Source organism: Bacteroidales bacterium (genome assembly GCA_021157585.1).
GTDB lineage: Bacteria > Bacteroidota > Bacteroidia > Bacteroidales > UBA12170 > UBA12170.
In genome coordinates this window covers 1-17,963 of the sequence record JAGGWH010000135.1, presented here as the reverse complement: position 1 = coordinate 17,963, position 17,963 = coordinate 1, and the positions used below count along the sequence as shown (strand labels likewise).

Genomic DNA, 17,963 nt, shown 5'->3' with positions numbered 1-17,963 from the left:
AAATAACTTCAAAAAGTTTCTCCTAAACCGGCTTAAAGACTTTTCCCGGCAAGCAACGAAGCAAACCTTCAAACTCCATATTTAATAAAGTTACCGATACCTTACTCATCGGCATTTGTGCTTTTAGTGCAATTAAATCTATCGTTGGATCTTTTTCCTCCCGTATAATCTTCATCAATAGTTCTTCTTCGGGCTTTAATTCTACAAAAAGTTTCCGTTGAATAATTTTTTCTTTTTTGGAAGTATCCCAACCCATAAGGTAACGAATATCTTTAGCCGACTCAACCAAAGCCGCTCTATTACTCCGTATTAAGAAATTGCATCCTTTTGAATATTTATCATCAGGTCGCCCGGGAACAGCAAACACATCTCTATTATAGCTATTAGCAATATCAGCTGTAATTAAAGAGCCTCCTTTTGATGCAGATTCAATAACCAAAACAGCATCAGACAAGCCTGCAATTATTCTGTTTCTTTTAGGAAAATTAGGAGCATCAGGAATTGTTTTACTTATAAAATCAGTTAATAATCCACCATGCTCTATCATCCGCTTAGCTAATCCTCTATTAATATCAGGATAAATTCTATCTAATCCGTGAGCTAAAATACCAACTGTATTTAATCCATATTTCAAACTCGATTTATGAGCCTGCGTATCGACACCATAGGCTAAACCACTTATAATTAGCACTTCTTCGTCTTCAAAACCCGATATTATCTTATCGCAAATAGCTTTGCCTCTTTCGGTTACTTTTCTTGTGCCAACAACAGATAATATTTTTCTTTGATTAAGATTAGCATTCCCCTTATAATAAAGTATTATAGGAGAGTCCATAGCTTGTTTTAAGCGTATTGGAAAGTTTTTATCTGTAAAAAAGAATGTCTGAATCTTATTTTTCTCAATAAATAATATTTCTTCTTCAGCACGCTTTAAAACAGTTTGATTTATAATTGCATCGGCCAATTTAGAGCCAATACCATCTATTTTCAAAAGCTGAGATTTCTTTTGTTTAAAAACGGCTTCAACACCACCGCAATAAGCAATTAGTTTCTTTGCATTTACATCGCCAACACCCGGTAAAAGAGTAATGCCGATTTGATATAATAGTTGTTCTTGCGTTTTGTGAGACATCGAAAAAACTTGGTAATATATACTTATTCCTTATGAGTTTTGAGTAAAACGAAGATACGTTTTTTTTACGACTTGAAAATATAAGCCGACAAAAACATGCTTTTATAAACTTTGAGATTTTACTCTTAAGATTCAAATATCAAAAATATATCATGCCGAAAATATTTCATTTATAACTGATATATAGCACTTTGCAAAAAGCATAAACCTGTGAATATACTTTGCTGTTAAATCAAATATATTCGCTTTATGTCAGCTCCTTTATTTTCAAACATTTTATCATTTTTTTGTAGTTTAGCTAAAAAAAATAATGCTATCCAAACGCCTGTTTATTTCGCCTCTTGATTGGGGTTTAGGACATGCTAGCAGACTAATTCCTTTAATTGAAAATTTAAAAAAAGACGGTCATTTTATTTTATTGGGAACAGAACCTAAAACAGCGGCTTTCCTTAGTGAAATATTTCCCGACTTACCTCAAATTCCACTAAAAGGATACGGAATAAAATACGGAAAACTAAATACGTATTTGAAATTATTATTTCAGATACCTCGTTTAACGCTTGCAATTATTCAGGAACACCGAAGTTTAAAAAAAATTGTAAAAGAATATAACATTAATACCATAATTTCCGATAGTAGGTTTGGCTTATGGAATAAAAACACGCAGAATTTTATTATCAGTCATCAGCTACAAATTTTATTTCCTCCCAAACTCTGGTTTTTTGGCAAGCTTTTAAATTGGACAAATACGTTCCTATTAAATCGTTTTGATGCTTGCCTTATTCCCGATAACAAAAACCATGATTTTTCAGGAATCTTAAGTCAAAATAAAGCAATAAAAAACCAACAATTTTTAGGCTCTTTGAGTCGTTTTTCACTTCAAAAAGAAAGTCTTGAAATTTCGCAAAATAATCAATTAGTCTTTATTTTTTCAGGTCCGGAACCCCAACGTAGTATTTTTGAGGATATTGTAATAAATCAACTCAAAAAAACTTCGTATACTGCATTGCTTATTTCCGGTCAACCCGACAAAAACTATTCACAACAAATTACTCCTCTTATTAAAAAAGTATCTCATTTGCGAGATAAAGAATTTGCAAAAACACTAAAGCAAGCAAAATGCGTATTCTCCAGATCAGGTTATTCCAGCATAATGGATTATGCCGCTTTAAATCTTAAACAGATAGTATTAATTCCTACTCCTAATCAAACGGAACAAGAATATCTAGCAAATAAATTTCACAAAGCAAACTATTGTTTTACAGAAAAACAGCAAGACTTCTCTCTCGAAAATTCTCTTAAAGAAGTGAAGTTATTTAAAGGGTTTTATAATGTTGAATATCCTCCAAAAGATGAAATGTTGACCATTTTTTAAGTATCTTAAGATAGTTAATCATTATTAATACCTAATAATGGTTATTTTTATTTTTATTTTTTAGACTATTTAGATTGCTTTTAAATTATTTTTATCTGATTTACAATCTTTTAACTAACTAATTACTTATTTTTCTAAATTAACACTATAGCATCTATGCTAAAAAATATTTATACCTTTGCAACCTCAAAAAAAATAAAAAATGAGTTTCACAAAAGAACAAATACTTGAATCCTTAAAAAAGGTTCTCTATTTCCCCAAAGGCTCTAATGTTGTTGACTTAGATATGGTTGATCGCTTAACCATAGAAGGAAATAAAGTGAGCCTTGCTTTGGTATATCCACAGGCAAACGACAAAAACGCACATATTGTTAAAGATGCTGCCGAGCGCACATTAAAAGCAGATTTAGGCGATGAAGCAGAGATCTTAATTGACACTTTAAGTGAACAAGAAGCTGGTCGTGGTCCATTAGGCAAAGTAAAAAATATTATTGCCATTGCTTCTGGAAAAGGTGGTGTTGGAAAATCTACAGTTGCTTCCAATTTAGCCATAGCATTAGCAAAAACAGGAGCTAAAGTTGGTTTATTAGATGCTGATATTTACGGACCTTCAATGCCGGTTATGTTTGGTTTAAACGGCGAACGTCCTGGAGCTAAAGAAGAAGACGGAAAAACAAAAATTCTTCCTATAGAAAAATATGGTATTAAAATGCTTTCTATCGGATTCTTTATTGAAGCACATAAAGCTTTAATGTGGAGAGGATCTATGGCTTCTAATGCACTGAATCAATTATTCAACGATGCTGTTTGGGGCGAACTTGATTTTATGGTTCTCGATCTTCCTCCGGGAACAGGTGATATCCATCTAACCTTAGTTCAAAGCGTACCTGTTACCGGTGCAGTCATTGTTACCACACCTCAAAATGTAGCTTTGGCAGATGTTCGTAAGGCAGCAGATATGTTTAAGAATGATTCTATTAATGTTCCTTTATTGGGTGTTATTGAGAATATGTCTTATTTTGCTCCCGAAGATTGTCCCGGCAAAAAATATCACATTTTCGGACAAGGTGGCGGACAAGTTGTTGCAGATGAGTTAGGAAGCGAGCTAATAGGTAACATTCCAATAGTTGAAGCAATAGCAGAGACTGGCGATAGTGGAGTTCCAATTGCTTTGGATGATTCAACATCTTCGGCAGCAATATTTAAAGAAATTGCTGAAAAAGTAATCCGTAATGTAGACAAACGTAATATAGAACAAGGCGCAACGCGAATCGTTCAAATAGATCCAAACGCAAATTGTTCAACAGAATAATAAATTAAAATCTTAGTTTATGGCAACGAATGCAGAATTACAAGGCAAGGTTGAGAGTATACTCGAACAAATAAGACCCTATTTACAGAATGACGGAGGTGATATTCGCTTTGTAAATATGACAGATGATAATGTCGTCAATGTAGAGCTTATGGGAGCTTGCGGATCTTGTCCTTATAGCACTCAAACACTCAAAAACGGTGTTGAACAAGCAGTTAGAAAAGCTTTACCGGAAATAAAATCTGTTGAGGCTATAAATTTGAATAATGACTAAATTCTATTTAGAATAATAGCTTTAAAACCCATTTGGAATTCTTCAGATGGGTTTTTTATTTCTCTATTTCCTGAAAACCTTCCTCTTGCTTAAAAGACGAAAAAAGCATCTTTAGTTCCGCATCATAATGAAAAAATACTTTGGGTTTTAAGTCTGAAGGGAAGTGCTTTTTAATATATGAATTCATCAAAAAATCGGTAAGATAAGAAGCGTATTTCTCTCCAACATCTGTAGCCATCTGGTAAACTTCTTTTACCGAAAGAGAATCAATATTGTAATACAATACGGGAGTATTTTTCCTTTTATCTAAAAAAACATCTCCGCTTATCTCATCAGATATGGCATCTTCGGCAAAAAATATTTTTCGCCAAGCTGTATCGCGAGCTTCAAACTCAAACCAATTACTTAAAGTTACAAGATTCAAATCAAAAGACTTATAAAGATTATTTCCTGAAAAATCTTCGCTAATTACATATGGATCAATCTCCTCACTAAGCTCTACTTGTGCAAATCTGAAAATATACGCAGGGGATAAAACGTTTTTAAAAGCTTCCAATTCATCCGGCAAAAAAACCTGAAATCCATTTTTACGCAGACTATTAATAAAACTATTGAGATAGCTCTCTAAAAAAATTGAATCGGAAATATGCTTTAAGAGATGTGTTTGTTGAAATAAAAGAGAATCGAGCGAATAACCTTTGGGAATATTTATAGAATCAAGATTATACTTATTGTTATTGTACATATCAAGTGAAAAAGGCTGTACTACTAAAACAGCTGTACTACTATCTTTTTGCCTAATAAACTTCATAGCATATTTTCGCTCTAAAGAACAAGCTGAAAAGAAAATAACGCTCAACAAAAACAGAAATACAAGCCTGAATTTTACAACCATAATATACAGTACTTTATAATTACAAAGTTATGAGTTGTATTCGACTCACCCAAAATTATGCCATAATCTTTTATCATTTTTTATTAGCACAAACTTAAAACAGCTATTTTTGCCAATCAAAAAAAAACCAAACCGATGATAGCCAAAAACCTAAGATGGATACTTTATATCTCACTTGTATTAATTTGGGGGACATCTTTTATTCTGATAAAAAAAGGATTAGAAGTATTTGATCCTGTTCAAGTGGGCTCAATCAGAATAATCATAACCTTTCTTGCTTTACTACCTTTGGTTTTTAAACGATTTAATTCGATAAAAAAAAGAGATTGGCTTATTTTAGTTTTCACTGGGACAATAGGTAGTTTTTTTCCGGCTTATCTATTCGCAATGGCTCAAGCCGGATTAAACAGTAGTACTGCCGGAATTCTAAACTCCTTAACACCACTTTTCACTTTGCTTGTTGGAGTTTTCTTTTTTCAATTAAAAGCAAAATGGTGGAGTTATGCCGGAGTTTTAATATCAATGCTTGGAACTTATGGATTACTGACTGTAAGTGGCGGAAACGCTTTTTCTTTTAATCTCCGCTATGGTCTATTAATAATTATTGCAACTTTATTTTACGGAACTCAAATCAACATTATAAAAACATATTTAAGTCATATTCCACCTGTAACCATTACTGTTTTTCAGTTTTTTATTATTGGATGGCCTGCAATATTTATTCTCTTTGGATTCACCAATTTTATAGAGCTCTTTCAGACTAATCCAAGAATATACGAAGGACTGTTTTATGTCGGTATTTTAGCTATCGTAGCTACCGCTTTTGCACTCATCTTATTTAACAAACTAATAAAAATTGCCAATCCCGTTTTTTCCTCCAGCGTGACATATTTTATACCGTTAATCGCTTTAATCTGGGGCTTTTTCGATAACGAATCTTTTAATATAATGTTCTTTTTATGGATTGGCTTGATTTTGAGCGGAGTATATTTAGTTAACAGGAAATAAAAAGACATTCTATTTTAGCAAAAGGCTTGTGCATTTCATTTTTATTACTACTTTTGCAGTCCCAAAAAGTTAAACTAAGAATATAAAAAAATGTATGCAATTGTAGAAATTCAAGGGCAACAGTTTAAAGTTGAAAAAGATCAAAAGATTTTTGTACACCGTTTGGAAAGTGAAGAAGGCGCTTCTCTAGAGTTTGACAAGGTGTTATTGGTTGACAACGATGGAACTGTTAATGTTGGAACCCCGACCGTAGAAGGCGCAAAAGTTTCCGGCAAAGTCATCGAGCATGTGCGTGGTGATAAAGTACTCGTTTTTAAGAAAAAACGAAGAAAAGGTTATAAAAAGTCCAGAGGACACCGTCAGGATTTCTCGCAAATCCTCATTGAAAACATCGCTCTTTAATTAGACGGTTGATTATTTAAAAAACTAAAAAATTTTAAAAAATGGCTCATAAAAAAGGTGCAGGTAGTTCAAAGAACGGTAGAGAATCCCATAGTAAACGTCTGGGCGTGAAAATATATGGTGGTCAGTTTGCAAAAGCCGGTAACATTATTGTTCGTCAAAGAGGAACAGTTCATAACCCCGACGAAAATGTTGGAATGGGTAAAGACCATACCTTATTTGCTTTAAAAGACGGTATTGTTGAATTCAAGAAAAAAAAGAACGAACGTTCTTATGTTTCAATTATTCCGCTAACTACTGAAGAAGAAACAGCAAAATAATTTTGCCTTTCTTAATAGAAAATCTAACGCTCATCGTTTCGGTGAGCGTTTTTTATTTTATTTCATCGTAAATAAACTTTCCTTTTCTTTATCATTCTAAAGAATCGGCTTATTTTTGCAAAAAATCTAACAATGCTTACAATTCAATTCATCAAAGGAAATCCACAGGAAGTTGTTGAACGCCTAAAAATAAAAAATTTCGACGCTTCTAAACTCGTTGAAGAAATTATAGAACTTGACGATAAAAGAAAAGAGACACAGAAAAAGCTAGACGACATCTTGTCTGAGAGTAAATCGATAGCAAAAGAAATAGGGATACTTTTTAAACAAGGCAAAGCCGACGAAGCAAATGTCCTAAAAGCCAAAACAGGTGAACTAAAAGAGCAGTCGAAAATTTTTGGAGAACTCCTAAGCGGAACTGAGAATGCTCTACTTGATAAGCAATTGCTTCTGCCAAACTTACCACATAAAAGTGTAAAGCCTGGTAAAAGCGATACAGACAATGAAATTATAGAGAAACAAGGTGTAATTCCTGAACTTTACGAAAATGCTGTTCCTCACTGGGAATTGACTTCTAAATACGATTTAATAGATTTTGAATTAGGCACTAAATTAACCGGTGCCGGATTTCCTGTTTATAAGGGCAAAGGCGCAAAACTACAGCGTGCTTTAATTAATTTCTTCTTGGACGAAGCTATTGATGCAGGTTATAATGAAGTTCTTCCTCCTTTAATGGTAAACGAAGATTCTGCCTATGGAACAGGACAACTACCCGATAAAGAAGGTCAGATGTATTTTGTTGGAGTTGATAATTTATATTTAATACCAACGGCAGAAGTTCCTGTAACCAATATGTATCGCAATGTAATTTTAAAAGCTACAGAATTGCCCAAGAAAAATGTTGCTTTTTCTTCTTGCTTTCGCCGCGAAGCAGGATCCTATGGTAAAGATGTTCGCGGATTAAATCGTTTACATCAATTTGAAAAAGTAGAGATTGTTCAAATACAACATCCGGATAAATCTTACGAGACTTTGGAAGTTATGCGTGCTCATGTTGCTTCACTTTTAGAGAAATTAGAATTGCCCTATCGTGTTTTACGTCTTTGTGGTGGTGATGTAAGTTTTACCGCTGCTCTTACATACGACTTTGAAGTCTATTCAACAGCTCAAAAGCGCTGGTTAGAGGTTAGCTCTGTTTCTAACTTTGAAAACTACCAAGCTAATCGTATGAAACTTCGTTTTAAAGATGAAAAAGGCAAAAATAAGTTAGCACATACTTTAAACGGAAGTGCTTTGGCATTGCCTCGTATTATGGCTGCTTTACTTGAAAATAATCAAACCGAAGATGGCATCAAAATCCCTAAAGCATTACAACCTTATACAAGATTTGATATTATAAATTAGGCTTAAAATATGACGGATTATGTAAAACCAAAAAAGCATCTCGGGCAGCATTTCTTAATCGATAAAGCCATTGCTCGTGCTATTGTAGATGCAATAAATCCGTCGACAGAAAATTTACTTGAGATTGGTGCCGGAACGGGAGTGCTAACTCAATATATTTTAGATAAAAAATTCCCGAATTTCAAAATTATAGAGATAGATACCGAATCGGTAAATTATTTACTACATAATTTTGAAGGAATGGAAAAGGTAATTATTGAAGCTGATTTTTTACACTTTAAACTAAAAAATTTATTCCCAAAACAGTTTTCACTTATAGGGAATTTCCCTTACAATATTTCCAATCAGATTCTTTTTAAGACTTACGAATATCGTCAGCAAATAACAGAAGTTGTTGGTATGTTTCAGAAAGAAGTAGCAGAACGTATTGCCTCAAAACCCGGAAGCAAAAAATACGGGATTTTAAGTGTTCTACTTCAGGCTTATTATGATATTGAATATCTGTTTACCGTAAATGAAGATGTTTTCAATCCCCCACCAAAAGTAAAATCAGGAGTTATAAGATTACGTAGAAATAATATTGAAAAATTAGATTGTGACGAAGCTCTTTTTAAAATGGTGGTAAAAACAGCTTTTAATCAGCGGAGGAAAACCCTTGGAAATGCTCTAAAGAGTATGGGCTCCAAAGAGTGGTCTGAGGAATATAAATTAATCCTAAGCAAGAGAGCAGAGCAATTAGATGTTGAAGATTTTATACTTTTAGCCAAACAGGCTGCAAAAACTACTCATCGCGATTAAGCAATTTTACATAATCGGTTATCACATCATTTGGAACTAAAACCGTAAGGCTATAATGCTTGATCCGCCATTGTCCATCAGAATTCTTTTCCATAACAGCAGTTCCACGACAAAGGCCCATCCAAGTATCCAAACTCTCATCTACCCAAGCGTAATTCCCAAAACTTCCCAAATAAACATTGCGGTCTTTCTTTTTAAAATTCCAAGCATTACCTTTCTTGAAATAGCTCATGTAAAGATCTTCAAACTCTTTTGCCGTCCATATTTCTTTTACGTCAGTACCTAAATACATTGCATCATCGGCAAACATTTCAAAATAAGTTGTATCGGCAACAGAGGCACGTTCGTGCCAAGAATCAAGCACTCGATTAATGCTTCTCTTCTCTTGATTATCAGTTTTAACTTCAGTTTGTGCAAAAATTGTAAACGAAAAGCCCACAACAAATAATAGGACGATATTTAATTTAATATTCATCCGATAAAGGTACAATAAAACTTAGTCAAATTCGGAAATAATGCTACCACTTAAGCGTAAAATCTCAGTATTGGCATCAAGTAAATTATAAACAGCCTCTAAACGATTAAATTCCGCATTGATGTAAATCAATTGAATATCCCTGAAATTGAATGAGTTAATAGCTCCGCTTTTAAATCGTTCAGTAGATAATTCCAAATTCAGCTTTGCTTTCTCAAGTGATAAATCGGCTACACTTAAAAGCTGTTTTCGAATACTATACATTTCAAAAATCGTTACCATAGCATTTGATAAGCTCTGCTTCATCTGATCAATCCCTAACTTACCAATTTCTTCTTGAATCTGTGCTGCTTGAATTGCCTTTCTCGTTCTTCCTCCATTAAACAAATTAAAACTCAAAGAGAAATTTGCATAGAAATCGTAAGAATAAGAAGTACTTCGTGGTAAACTCACGTAATTCATTCCAGAATTAGCATAATCTGTTCCACTCGAAAGTCTTAAACTTGGATATAGTGCAGTACGAGAAAAATCAATATTCTTTTTTAATATTTCCTGATTTATATACTGATTAGCAATCGTTTTATTATTACTTAACATTTGTGCTTCTACGGTAGCAAAATCATAATCGGTTTCCAAAACCGTAAAATCATCGGTTAAATAAAACTTACTTGCCTTATCAACACCTAATAAAAGATTCAAATTCAGTAACGACTTCTTAAGCTCCAACTGTTGTAAAAGGTAAGTTGTTGAATCACTTAGAAAAGCATTTTGAGCTTGCAACACATCATAACTTACCGCACTACCAAAGCTTTGTTTGGTCTGTACATAATCGTATCTATCACGCGACAGTTTCTTTACTTTCTCAATAGTAGTGAGTTTTTCCATATTAAGTAAAGCCTGATAATATGCTAAAACAACGGCCTGAATTTTATTCTCGACAACCAAAGCCACATTACCTTCTGATAGATTTTCCAAAAGCTCAAATTTAGCTTTAGAGATACGTGCAGAAAAACCATTAAACAGCGTCCAATTTAATTGAGCGTATGGTCTGATGCTATTACTCACATATTCGTCTCGACTATTTGTTGTAACAACTGCTTTTGTATTATCATAACGATTAGTTTGGCTTGCGCCAATATCAACCATCGGATAAAAACCTGCTGAGCCCAAATTATTGTTCAACTTAGCACTTTCCAGATTTTTCTCTACAATTTGAATATCGAAATTCTTTTCGAGCATTATATCAATTGCGTCTTTTAAACTTAAAGCTTCGCCTTTTTGGGCTTTTAGCACATTTGAACCAAAAACCAAAATCAATGATAGTATTATTATTTTTGTATATTTCATTATTATTCTATTATTCGTTTACTATCGCGAACCGATGGCTCTACTTCTAATTCATCCGGCAGTAAAGTACCATCAAATACTTTTTTACCACCGGCAAGTCTACCTATTACCCTTTTAAATCCAATATAGTGACGCTTTAATTCATTCAATACTAAAATTAAAGGAGGGAAAAATACTAAAATAAATCCTGTACCAAAAAGTACTCCATAAGCTAATGAAATAGCCATAGGAATTAGAAACTGAGCTTGAAAGCTTTTCTCTAATATTAGAGGATACAGACCTACAACTGTTGTGATAGTTGTTAAAAGTATAGGTCTAAAGCGAGAGATTCCCGCTTGATAAACAGCTTCTTTAATACGATATCCCTTCAACAAAAGGTCGTTATATCTTGCCAAGAAAACAACAGAGTCGTTAATAATAACTCCGGAAAGAGCAACCATTCCCCAAGCACTTAACATAGAAACGGCATGACCTTCTAAACCATGTCCCCAAATTGCTCCTAACCAACCCAAAGGGATAATTAGAATAATAATAAAACTCTGAGAGAAGGATTTAAAGTGAATCATAATAATGATAACCATTAAAAGGAAAGCTATTGCAAAATACTTAATCATCTCTCCCTTTGCATCATTACTATCTCGCTGTTGCCCCTGATACAATACAGATACACCCGGATAATTAGCTTCTAATCTTGGAATAACCGTTTCATTTATTCGTTTTATAACAGGAGGAACAGGAGCATACAAATCAGACATTTCTGCATCTACACGAACCTCTCTTGCTGCATTATAATGTTTAATACTCACAGGACCGCGAGTGATAGTATAATCTACCAATTCCATTAAAGGATATTCTCCAGCAAAAGTTTTAATCTTCACATTTTCAAGCTGTCCGAGGTTTAAACGGTCTGATTGCGGATACCTAACCCAGACACGAATTTCATCCTTACCGGATTGCATACGCTGAGCTTGTCCACCAAAAAACCCATAACGTAATTGATTTACAATATCCGCTTGAGATAAACCTAAAAAATAAGCTTTAGGCTTTAATTTAAGTTGTACTTCTCTCTTACCTACAGAAGTATTTTCGGTAATATCTTTAAGTTCGTCAAAGGCTTTTAGCTCTGTTTTTAGAAAATTTTTCGCTTGTTCTAATTCTTTTAAATTTTTTCCCAATAAACTGATAGAAACGGGGCTTCCCCAACGGTTTCTACCTCCAATATTTAATTTTTCAGCACCCTGAAATTTTCCGATTCTTTCGCGTAAACGCTGCGAAATTTGAGATGTAGAAATTGCTGAAGTTTCCATATCGCGAAAGCTTATCATCAAAGAGCCTGCATGAGATCCGGATTCAGTTCCATTAAATGCACTTCCCAAATTCACAAAAGTATATTTTACAAAATTGTTAGTGTCGGCATATTCATCCATCAACTCTTGATTGATTTCCCACATAACATCTTCAAAATGCTGAAGTGTTTCTAAAGTCTTTTTTTCGCCAGAGCCGGGCTTAAAAGCAATTTCTACATTAATTTGATCAAACTCCATTGCAGGAAAAAAGGTATAATTAATAAATCCTCCCTGAAATAAACCTATGGTAACCATAACTGCAGAAATGGGTAATCCTAAGGACAGCCATTTCCATTCGATCATAAATTTTAAGACCTTACCATAAATCTTATCGCGAAGTATATGAATTAAAAAATTAAGTTTTCTACGTATCCAAGGTGTTGTATCTTTTCCATCTTCCGACACATATCTCTTCAACACTTTATGATTTGACAAGTGAGCTGGCAATACAAAATAAGCTTCAAATAGAGAGAATATTAGACTGGCTACCACGACAAAAGCCATTTCGTATAATATCTGCATTCTTCCCGTAAGCAAAAATAAAGGCGTGAAGGCCACCACGGTAGTTGCAACAGAAGTAGCAATTGCAGGCACTACCTCTAGAGTACCTTCCACAGCTGCCTTCATCGGAGATTTTCCCATCTCAAAATGAGCAAATATATTTTCCGCTATAACAATCCCATCGTCTACCAGAATACCTATAACCAATATCATTCCAAAGAGCGACATCATATTTATGGTAATACCCATAAGACTGGCAACAATAAACATTCCTAAGAAAGCGGCAGGCACACCCCAGGCAACCCAAATCGATAATCTAACATTTAAGAATAAACTCAGAGTAATAAATACTAATATCAAGCCCATTAAACCATTTCTATACAACAGATCTAAGCGACTAAGTAAAAGGCTTAAAAAATCGAAAGTAATTTTAAGCTCAACATTAGAGTGAGTTTCATTAAATTCTTTAGCATATCCTCTAAGATATTGTGTTATTTCTTCTAAATCCTCATCGCCTAATTTACTCACATTAAAAGAGATGGAACGCTTTCCATTCATTACTGTTTGTTTGGGCGTTTCGGCAAATTGTAGTTTTACTGTAGCTACATCACGAATACGAATCTTACTTCCATCAGCTTTAGCACGAATAATAATATCTGCAATTTTATTAGGGTCGACACTACGTTGACGAGAACGAATAAGAATTTCCTCTTTATCATTACGCAATAAACCGGCAGAATAATCTTGATTATTATTACGAATAGCATTGGTTATTTCAGCAAAGCTGAGATTGTAACGCAATAAATTTGTCTCTGATATTTCAACAGAAATTTCAAGATCGGGATATCCACTAACACTAAGTTGCGAAATAATACCCGAATTATAAAAATCTGTTTCTATTTTGTCAGCCATTTTTTTAAGCGTGAGTAAATCAACATCACCACTTAAACCTAAAAATGCTGCTTGTGTACTTGAACGACGCTTAAAAACAATGGGCTTTTCTGCATCAACAGGAAATGAGCTAATACCATCAACAGCATTTTTCACCTCTGCAAGTGTAATATCTATATCGTATTTTCCCGTTGTTTCTACATGAACACTGGCAAAATTCTCAGATGATGTGGAAGTAATTTCTTTAATCCCTACTAAACCACGTAAAGCTTCTTCAATACGTGTTGTAACCCCTTCTTCCATTTCTTTTGGAGATGCTCCGGGATAAGCAACATTTACCATTATTGTTGTCGTTTCTCTTTCGGGGAAAAACGATTTTTTCATATTGGACATGCTAAACAAACCCGCAATTAAAAATGTTGCAACAATCAGATTTGCGTAAAAAGGATATTTTACAAATGCACTAATTAATCTTCTCATAATAAAAATTCAATAGGAATTTATTTTTTCATTTCTTGAGTGCGCACATCCATCAAATCAATAGCACTTAAAGGTAGGTCAACCGCTAACAAACCACCTTCTTCTAAACCGGAGATATATAGATTCTCTTGCTCAACTTTAACTATGTTTACACGAGTTTTATGAAGCTTATTATCTTTAACCAAATATACTTCATCAAAATTAAAGACCGCTGCCCTTGGGGCTTTCATCACATTATTTAACTTAAATCCGTAAAAACGAGCATCTAAATACATGCCTTCGTACAGTTTCTGATTGTTTGAATTAGGGACATTAACATAAACCAAAACCGATTGAGATTCAACATCTACAAAATCAGAAATACGACTCACTTTTCCGCTTCCTATCTTTTTATTATTCATCAATAAATCTACAGACATATCTTTTTTGAGCCACTTAACATCTTCTACCTGAATAGAAACTTCCAGTTCTAATAAATCTGTTCGGATTATTGATGCAACACGTGTTCCGGGGTTTGCAATAGAACCTTCTTGAAAATAAACTTGAGAAAAGGAGCCATTAAATGGAGCATAAACCTGATATTTCGCTAATCTAATCTCGCTACTTTGGATGGTAAAATAATCGTTAAAGATATTCTTACCTGCTAGATAAATTTTTTCTTGTTCTGATTTTATTTTTGGCAATTCAGGAAGCTTACTATTCAAATCTATAGAGTTAAAAAACAACATCCAAGCATCGTAATTTTGCTCGAAATCGTATTTAATATCAGGCAAAACATTAGCAACAGAAGTTAAGAACCGACTTTTAGAGGCCCGAAGAGCTAACTTAGCCTCTTCGTCGTAAATTTTAAATAACAAATCACCTTTTTTAAACGACTGACCCGATTTTAAAGGAAGATCGCCGGATAAAATTTTACCCTGCACTTCCGAGATTAACTCCACTTTATGATTACTACTCAAACGACCCTGCTTAACTATATCTACAGAAAAATTGCTATAACTTACTTTTTGAGTTTTTACGAGTGGGATATTTTTCTTAACACGAGGAGGCTCCGGTTTCTTTTTTAACGAAGTTAAATAAACCATGGACAAATAGGATACTGCTCCAATTAGAATAAGTATGGTTAAACCAAATAAAAATTTTCGAATGTTCATAGTAATAATTTCATCTGTTTATTAATTTTATATCTCAATTGCTATTATTTCGATTATCAGAGATTATTATTTCGTCAGCCAAATAAGATATATGGAAACATTGTTTACAAAATATTTCAACAAAAATACATTTCAATTTTGTTGTAAAGTGCTCAATACTAATATTAACAATTACTTAACACAACAAATAAATGTACGATAACGAACGACAAAAGTAGTAAAAAAGTAAATACTCACTTATTTAAATAGTCTATAAAAATAAAGTACTTACAAAAGCAAAAATCATTTCAAATTTTACAACTTTATTTACCAAAGAAAAATAAGGCAAAGAATTAATTTATATGAACTGAGTTTAAAGGCGATTTTTACCATTTCAAAAAATATATTTTTAGTGGCAAAATCATATATAATTTTACTACATTTGAATTAACCAAAAAACCCTTGTTTATGATTGCTGTTTTAATAATTCTATCTGTAGTATCTTTAATATTCTTATTTTTAATAAATCGTTTTAATACAGGACAAAAAACCATTCAAGACGAGTGGAATTCGGCTACAATAAAACCTGTAGAAGGTTTTGGCAGCACAAAAAAGCTCGAAATAATTCCCTTAATTGATTGGCTGACGGTATCGGATGATTTTATTGGAGAACCCGGAGTATCTTATTTAATAAAAACCGACAAAAGCACTATTTTATTCGATGTAGGATTTAATAAAGCAGGAACTATCCCATCGCCATTACTCAAAAATATGAAAAAGTTAGATATAGATATTAGTGATTTTGACACTGTATTTATTTCTCATAATCATTTAGATCACGTTGGGGGAATGAAAAATCAAAAGAAAAAAACCTTTAGTTTAGGAGATGATTCTATTGATTTAAGTAACAAAAAAATCTTCACTCCTATTCCTATGACCTATCAGGGCAAAAATACCGGATGCAATCCAGAACCTTTTGTTTTAGAAGATGGGATTGTTAGTATTGGATCTATATCGAATTTCGATTTCTTTATGGGACGAATTGATGAACAAGCAATTGCCGTTAATGTGGAAGGCAAAGGTATTGTTATTATTGTGGGCTGTGGTCATCAGGGATTAAAGAAAATTATTGAGCGTACAGAAGCTTTATTTAAACAACCTATTTATGGTATTATAGGTGGATTACATTATCCTGTTACCGATTCCAGAATAAAAATTGCAGGAATAAAAATGCAGAAATTTTTAGGTACTTGTCGAGAACCTTGGAATCCGTACTCTATTAGTGATGTTGCAGAAAATATTGCATTCTTAAAACAAAGAAAACCAAGCATAGTTGCCGTTTCGGCCCACGATAGTTGTGATACAAGTTTAGAAAATTTCCGCTCTGCTTTTCCAACAGAATATAGGGATATTATTGTAGGAAAAACTATTGAAGTAATTTAAGAGAATTTTAAAATTGATTTTTTTAAAGTCTAAAAATTTTACGCAAATTCTTCCAGACATTTGCCCATTCTCAACGAATAAGGATGCCTGGCCAAATCCTCATTCATTTTAGACTTATTGTAAATCACTTTATTACGTATCCCATTTATTTCCTGACACTTATAATGATGATATTTACCATTACTACCATCTTTAACATATTTCCATCCGAATAAGGCTAATAATTTTTTCATATTTAAGTGGGTTTAAAAGTGAAAAATATTTGATAAAAATAATAAATAAATAGGTCTAATGTTTTTTAAATTAACCAACGCGACCGTTTAATAATCAAGCGTATTGTTTTTATCTATGAACGTAATTTTCTTTTACTTACTATTCTACTTACTATTCTACTTACTATATACTGAGCTTTAATAATTTCGCCTCGCTAAAAACGGTAATACCCTAAAAAACAGAATCAATAACAGACAATAATGTTTGTGCTTTTGCTTCGGTTTCTGCCCATTCTTTTTCCTTTTTAGAATCGCGCGTAATACCACCTCCAACGTAAAGAACAAATTTTTCCTGCATCACTTGCATAGATCGTAAATTGACAAATAAAGACATAGAATCTTTATTCATCGGACCGAGAAATCCGGTATAATAAGCACGATTATGTTTTTCTGTTTTTAAAATTAACTCTCTGGATTTTTCCAAAGGAATACCACAGACCGCCGGTGTTGGATGTAATTGTTTTGCTATATCAAGAGCTGTTGCACTGTCAAAAGATTGACTTACTTTAAAATCGGTGCGCAAATGCACAAGATTTCCTGCTTTAACAGAATAAGTATCCGAAACTTCTAAGGATTCAGAAACTGAAGTCAGTATTTTTTTCACGTAATCACTCACATAAGCCTGTTCTTCAATTTCTTTTTGCTCCCATACAACATCTTTCGGCTTACGATTTCCCAACAGCTGTGTCCCAGCCAAAGCCATTGTTTGGAAACTCAAACTGTCTCGACGAAGCAAAAGTTCAGGCGTTGCTCCCATCCATATTTCGCCGGAAGGCAAATAAATAAGATAGTTAAATGTAGAAGGATAAGTTTTTGATAAACGTATAAATATGGAGTATAAATCTTCTTCTGTCCGTAATTTAGTCACAATTTTTGACAATATAGCCTTATCCAAAACAGCTGATTTCAACTTAAACATAAACTCATCAAAAGCCTTGGAATAATCCTCTTTTGATGTTGACTTAATGTCTAAATCCTGCTTCTGTTTAACGTCAGGCAAGGCTTCTAGTTTGGCTATTAGAGATTGTAAATCTTTTTCTTTATCAATAATTTCATCTGCTTTTAAAAACCAGACAGGATATTTTTCGCTAAATACAAAAGGAGCAAAAACAAATCCATCATGCTGATTATCAGATATATTATCTATATTTTTAC

The 17,963-nt window shown here is 33.3% G+C and carries 17 protein-coding genes; 9 read left to right on the top strand and 8 right to left on the bottom strand.

Translation table 11 applies throughout. The features are described from left to right. Positions 1 to 22 precede the first annotated feature (22 nt). The gene (gene dprA / locus J7K39_09400) at positions 23 to 1,132 is read right to left on the bottom strand and encodes a DNA-processing protein DprA (protein ID MCD6180104.1); all 1,110 of its coding nucleotides are present in this window, start codon (positions 1,130 to 1,132) and stop codon (positions 23 to 25) included. Between the two features lie 310 nt (positions 1,133 to 1,442). On the opposite strand from dprA, the gene J7K39_09395 reads away from it, so the two are divergent. The 3 genes from J7K39_09395 (at position 1,443) to J7K39_09385 (ending at position 4,093) form a co-directional block, all read left to right on the top strand. Beyond that, positions 1,443 to 2,507, top strand: coding sequence for a hypothetical protein (locus J7K39_09395; protein MCD6180103.1), 1,065 nt, complete (start codon positions 1,443 to 1,445; stop codon positions 2,505 to 2,507). A 202-nt stretch (positions 2,508 to 2,709) separates the two neighbouring features. Further along, the gene (locus J7K39_09390) at positions 2,710 to 3,819 is read left to right on the top strand and encodes an Mrp/NBP35 family ATP-binding protein (protein ID MCD6180102.1); all 1,110 of its coding nucleotides are present in this window, start codon (positions 2,710 to 2,712) and stop codon (positions 3,817 to 3,819) included. 19 nt (positions 3,820 to 3,838) lie between these two features. Then, complete coding sequence (locus tag J7K39_09385) at positions 3,839 to 4,093, top strand: NifU family protein (GenBank protein MCD6180101.1); 255 nt, start codon at positions 3,839 to 3,841, stop codon at positions 4,091 to 4,093. Positions 4,094 to 4,148: 55 nt separating this feature from the next. On the opposite strand, the gene J7K39_09380 is transcribed toward J7K39_09385, so the two are convergent. Beyond that, positions 4,149 to 4,904, bottom strand: a complete 756-nt coding sequence (locus tag J7K39_09380) for a hypothetical protein (protein ID MCD6180100.1) — start codon at positions 4,902 to 4,904, stop codon at positions 4,149 to 4,151. 219 nt (positions 4,905 to 5,123) lie between these two features. On the opposite strand from J7K39_09380, the gene J7K39_09375 reads away from it, so the two are divergent. The 5 genes from J7K39_09375 to rsmA all read left to right on the top strand — a co-directional run bounded on the left by J7K39_09375 (position 5,124) and on the right by rsmA (position 8,920). Beyond that, positions 5,124 to 5,996 (top strand): DMT family transporter, encoded by an 873-nt coding sequence (locus tag J7K39_09375; protein MCD6180099.1) that lies wholly within the window; start codon positions 5,124 to 5,126, stop codon positions 5,994 to 5,996. Positions 5,997 to 6,086: 90 nt separating this feature from the next. Then, positions 6,087 to 6,398: a 50S ribosomal protein L21 gene (gene rplU, locus J7K39_09370; protein ID MCD6180098.1), complete on the top strand. Its 312-nt coding sequence runs from the start codon at positions 6,087 to 6,089 to the stop codon at positions 6,396 to 6,398. A 41-nt stretch (positions 6,399 to 6,439) separates the two neighbouring features. Beyond that, entirely contained in the window at positions 6,440 to 6,718 is a 279-nt protein-coding gene (gene rpmA, locus J7K39_09365) for a 50S ribosomal protein L27 (GenBank protein ID MCD6180097.1), read from the top strand. 132 nt (positions 6,719 to 6,850) lie between these two features. After that, the gene (gene serS, locus J7K39_09360) at positions 6,851 to 8,122 is read left to right on the top strand and encodes a serine--tRNA ligase (GenBank protein ID MCD6180096.1); all 1,272 of its coding nucleotides are present in this window, start codon (positions 6,851 to 6,853) and stop codon (positions 8,120 to 8,122) included. 9 nt (positions 8,123 to 8,131) lie between these two features. Continuing rightward, the gene (gene rsmA, locus J7K39_09355) at positions 8,132 to 8,920 is read left to right on the top strand and encodes a 16S rRNA (adenine(1518)-N(6)/adenine(1519)-N(6))-dimethyltransferase RsmA (GenBank protein ID MCD6180095.1); all 789 of its coding nucleotides are present in this window, start codon (positions 8,132 to 8,134) and stop codon (positions 8,918 to 8,920) included. Here rsmA and J7K39_09350 read toward each other — a convergent pair. Genes J7K39_09350 through J7K39_09335 form a run of 4 tightly spaced genes read right to left on the bottom strand, consistent with a single transcriptional unit; the run spans position 8,904 to position 15,114 of the window. Then, complete coding sequence (locus J7K39_09350) at positions 8,904 to 9,395, bottom strand: nuclear transport factor 2 family protein (GenBank protein ID MCD6180094.1); 492 nt, start codon at positions 9,393 to 9,395, stop codon at positions 8,904 to 8,906. The two genes, rsmA and J7K39_09350, sit on opposite strands and share 17 nt — an antisense overlap. A gap of 21 nt (positions 9,396 to 9,416) precedes the next feature. Continuing rightward, positions 9,417 to 10,742 carry a TolC family protein gene (locus J7K39_09345; GenBank protein ID MCD6180093.1) on the bottom strand — a complete coding sequence of 442 codons (1,326 nt, stop codon included), beginning with the start codon at positions 10,740 to 10,742 and terminating at the stop codon, positions 9,417 to 9,419. 2 nt (positions 10,743 to 10,744) lie between these two features. After that, complete coding sequence (locus tag J7K39_09340) at positions 10,745 to 13,960, bottom strand: efflux RND transporter permease subunit (GenBank protein MCD6180092.1); 3,216 nt, start codon at positions 13,958 to 13,960, stop codon at positions 10,745 to 10,747. Between the two features lie 20 nt (positions 13,961 to 13,980). Next, the gene (locus tag J7K39_09335) at positions 13,981 to 15,114 is read right to left on the bottom strand and encodes an HlyD family efflux transporter periplasmic adaptor subunit (protein ID MCD6180091.1); all 1,134 of its coding nucleotides are present in this window, start codon (positions 15,112 to 15,114) and stop codon (positions 13,981 to 13,983) included. Positions 15,115 to 15,561: 447 nt separating this feature from the next. Between J7K39_09335 and J7K39_09330 the strand changes: the two genes are divergently transcribed. After that, positions 15,562 to 16,536, top strand: coding sequence for an MBL fold metallo-hydrolase (locus J7K39_09330; GenBank protein MCD6180090.1), 975 nt, complete (start codon positions 15,562 to 15,564; stop codon positions 16,534 to 16,536). Positions 16,537 to 16,574: 38 nt separating this feature from the next. Here the strand turns inward: J7K39_09330 and J7K39_09325 are convergent, their stop codons facing one another. Beyond that, positions 16,575 to 16,769, bottom strand: coding sequence for a hypothetical protein (locus J7K39_09325; protein MCD6180089.1), 195 nt, complete (start codon positions 16,767 to 16,769; stop codon positions 16,575 to 16,577). Positions 16,770 to 16,980: 211 nt separating this feature from the next. After that, positions 16,981 to 17,963: isochorismate synthase (locus J7K39_09320; protein ID MCD6180088.1), on the bottom strand; the 983-nt coding region annotated here is incomplete at its 5' end.

What these genes read in the sequence shown, in the direction of transcription:
- dprA (MCD6180104.1), bottom strand. Translation starts at nt 1,132, where the DNA reads ATGTCTCACAAAACGCAAGAACAACTATTATATCAAATCGGCATTACT.
- J7K39_09395 (MCD6180103.1), top strand. Translation starts at nt 1,443, where the DNA reads ATGCTATCCAAACGCCTGTTTATTTCGCCTCTTGATTGGGGTTTAGGA.
- J7K39_09390 (MCD6180102.1), top strand. Translation starts at nt 2,710, where the DNA reads ATGAGTTTCACAAAAGAACAAATACTTGAATCCTTAAAAAAGGTTCTC.
- J7K39_09385 (MCD6180101.1), top strand. Translation starts at nt 3,839, where the DNA reads ATGGCAACGAATGCAGAATTACAAGGCAAGGTTGAGAGTATACTCGAA.
- J7K39_09380 (MCD6180100.1), bottom strand. Translation starts at nt 4,904, where the DNA reads ATGAAGTTTATTAGGCAAAAAGATAGTAGTACAGCTGTTTTAGTAGTA.
- J7K39_09375 (MCD6180099.1), top strand. Translation starts at nt 5,124, where the DNA reads ATGATAGCCAAAAACCTAAGATGGATACTTTATATCTCACTTGTATTA.
- rplU (MCD6180098.1), top strand. Translation starts at nt 6,087, where the DNA reads ATGTATGCAATTGTAGAAATTCAAGGGCAACAGTTTAAAGTTGAAAAA.
- rpmA (MCD6180097.1), top strand. Translation starts at nt 6,440, where the DNA reads ATGGCTCATAAAAAAGGTGCAGGTAGTTCAAAGAACGGTAGAGAATCC.
- serS (MCD6180096.1), top strand. Translation starts at nt 6,851, where the DNA reads ATGCTTACAATTCAATTCATCAAAGGAAATCCACAGGAAGTTGTTGAA.
- rsmA (MCD6180095.1), top strand. Translation starts at nt 8,132, where the DNA reads ATGACGGATTATGTAAAACCAAAAAAGCATCTCGGGCAGCATTTCTTA.
- J7K39_09350 (MCD6180094.1), bottom strand. Translation starts at nt 9,395, where the DNA reads ATGAATATTAAATTAAATATCGTCCTATTATTTGTTGTGGGCTTTTCG.
- J7K39_09345 (MCD6180093.1), bottom strand. Translation starts at nt 10,742, where the DNA reads ATGAAATATACAAAAATAATAATACTATCATTGATTTTGGTTTTTGGT.
- J7K39_09340 (MCD6180092.1), bottom strand. Translation starts at nt 13,960, where the DNA reads ATGAGAAGATTAATTAGTGCATTTGTAAAATATCCTTTTTACGCAAAT.
- J7K39_09335 (MCD6180091.1), bottom strand. Translation starts at nt 15,114, where the DNA reads ATGAACATTCGAAAATTTTTATTTGGTTTAACCATACTTATTCTAATT.
- J7K39_09330 (MCD6180090.1), top strand. Translation starts at nt 15,562, where the DNA reads ATGATTGCTGTTTTAATAATTCTATCTGTAGTATCTTTAATATTCTTA.
- J7K39_09325 (MCD6180089.1), bottom strand. Translation starts at nt 16,769, where the DNA reads ATGAAAAAATTATTAGCCTTATTCGGATGGAAATATGTTAAAGATGGT.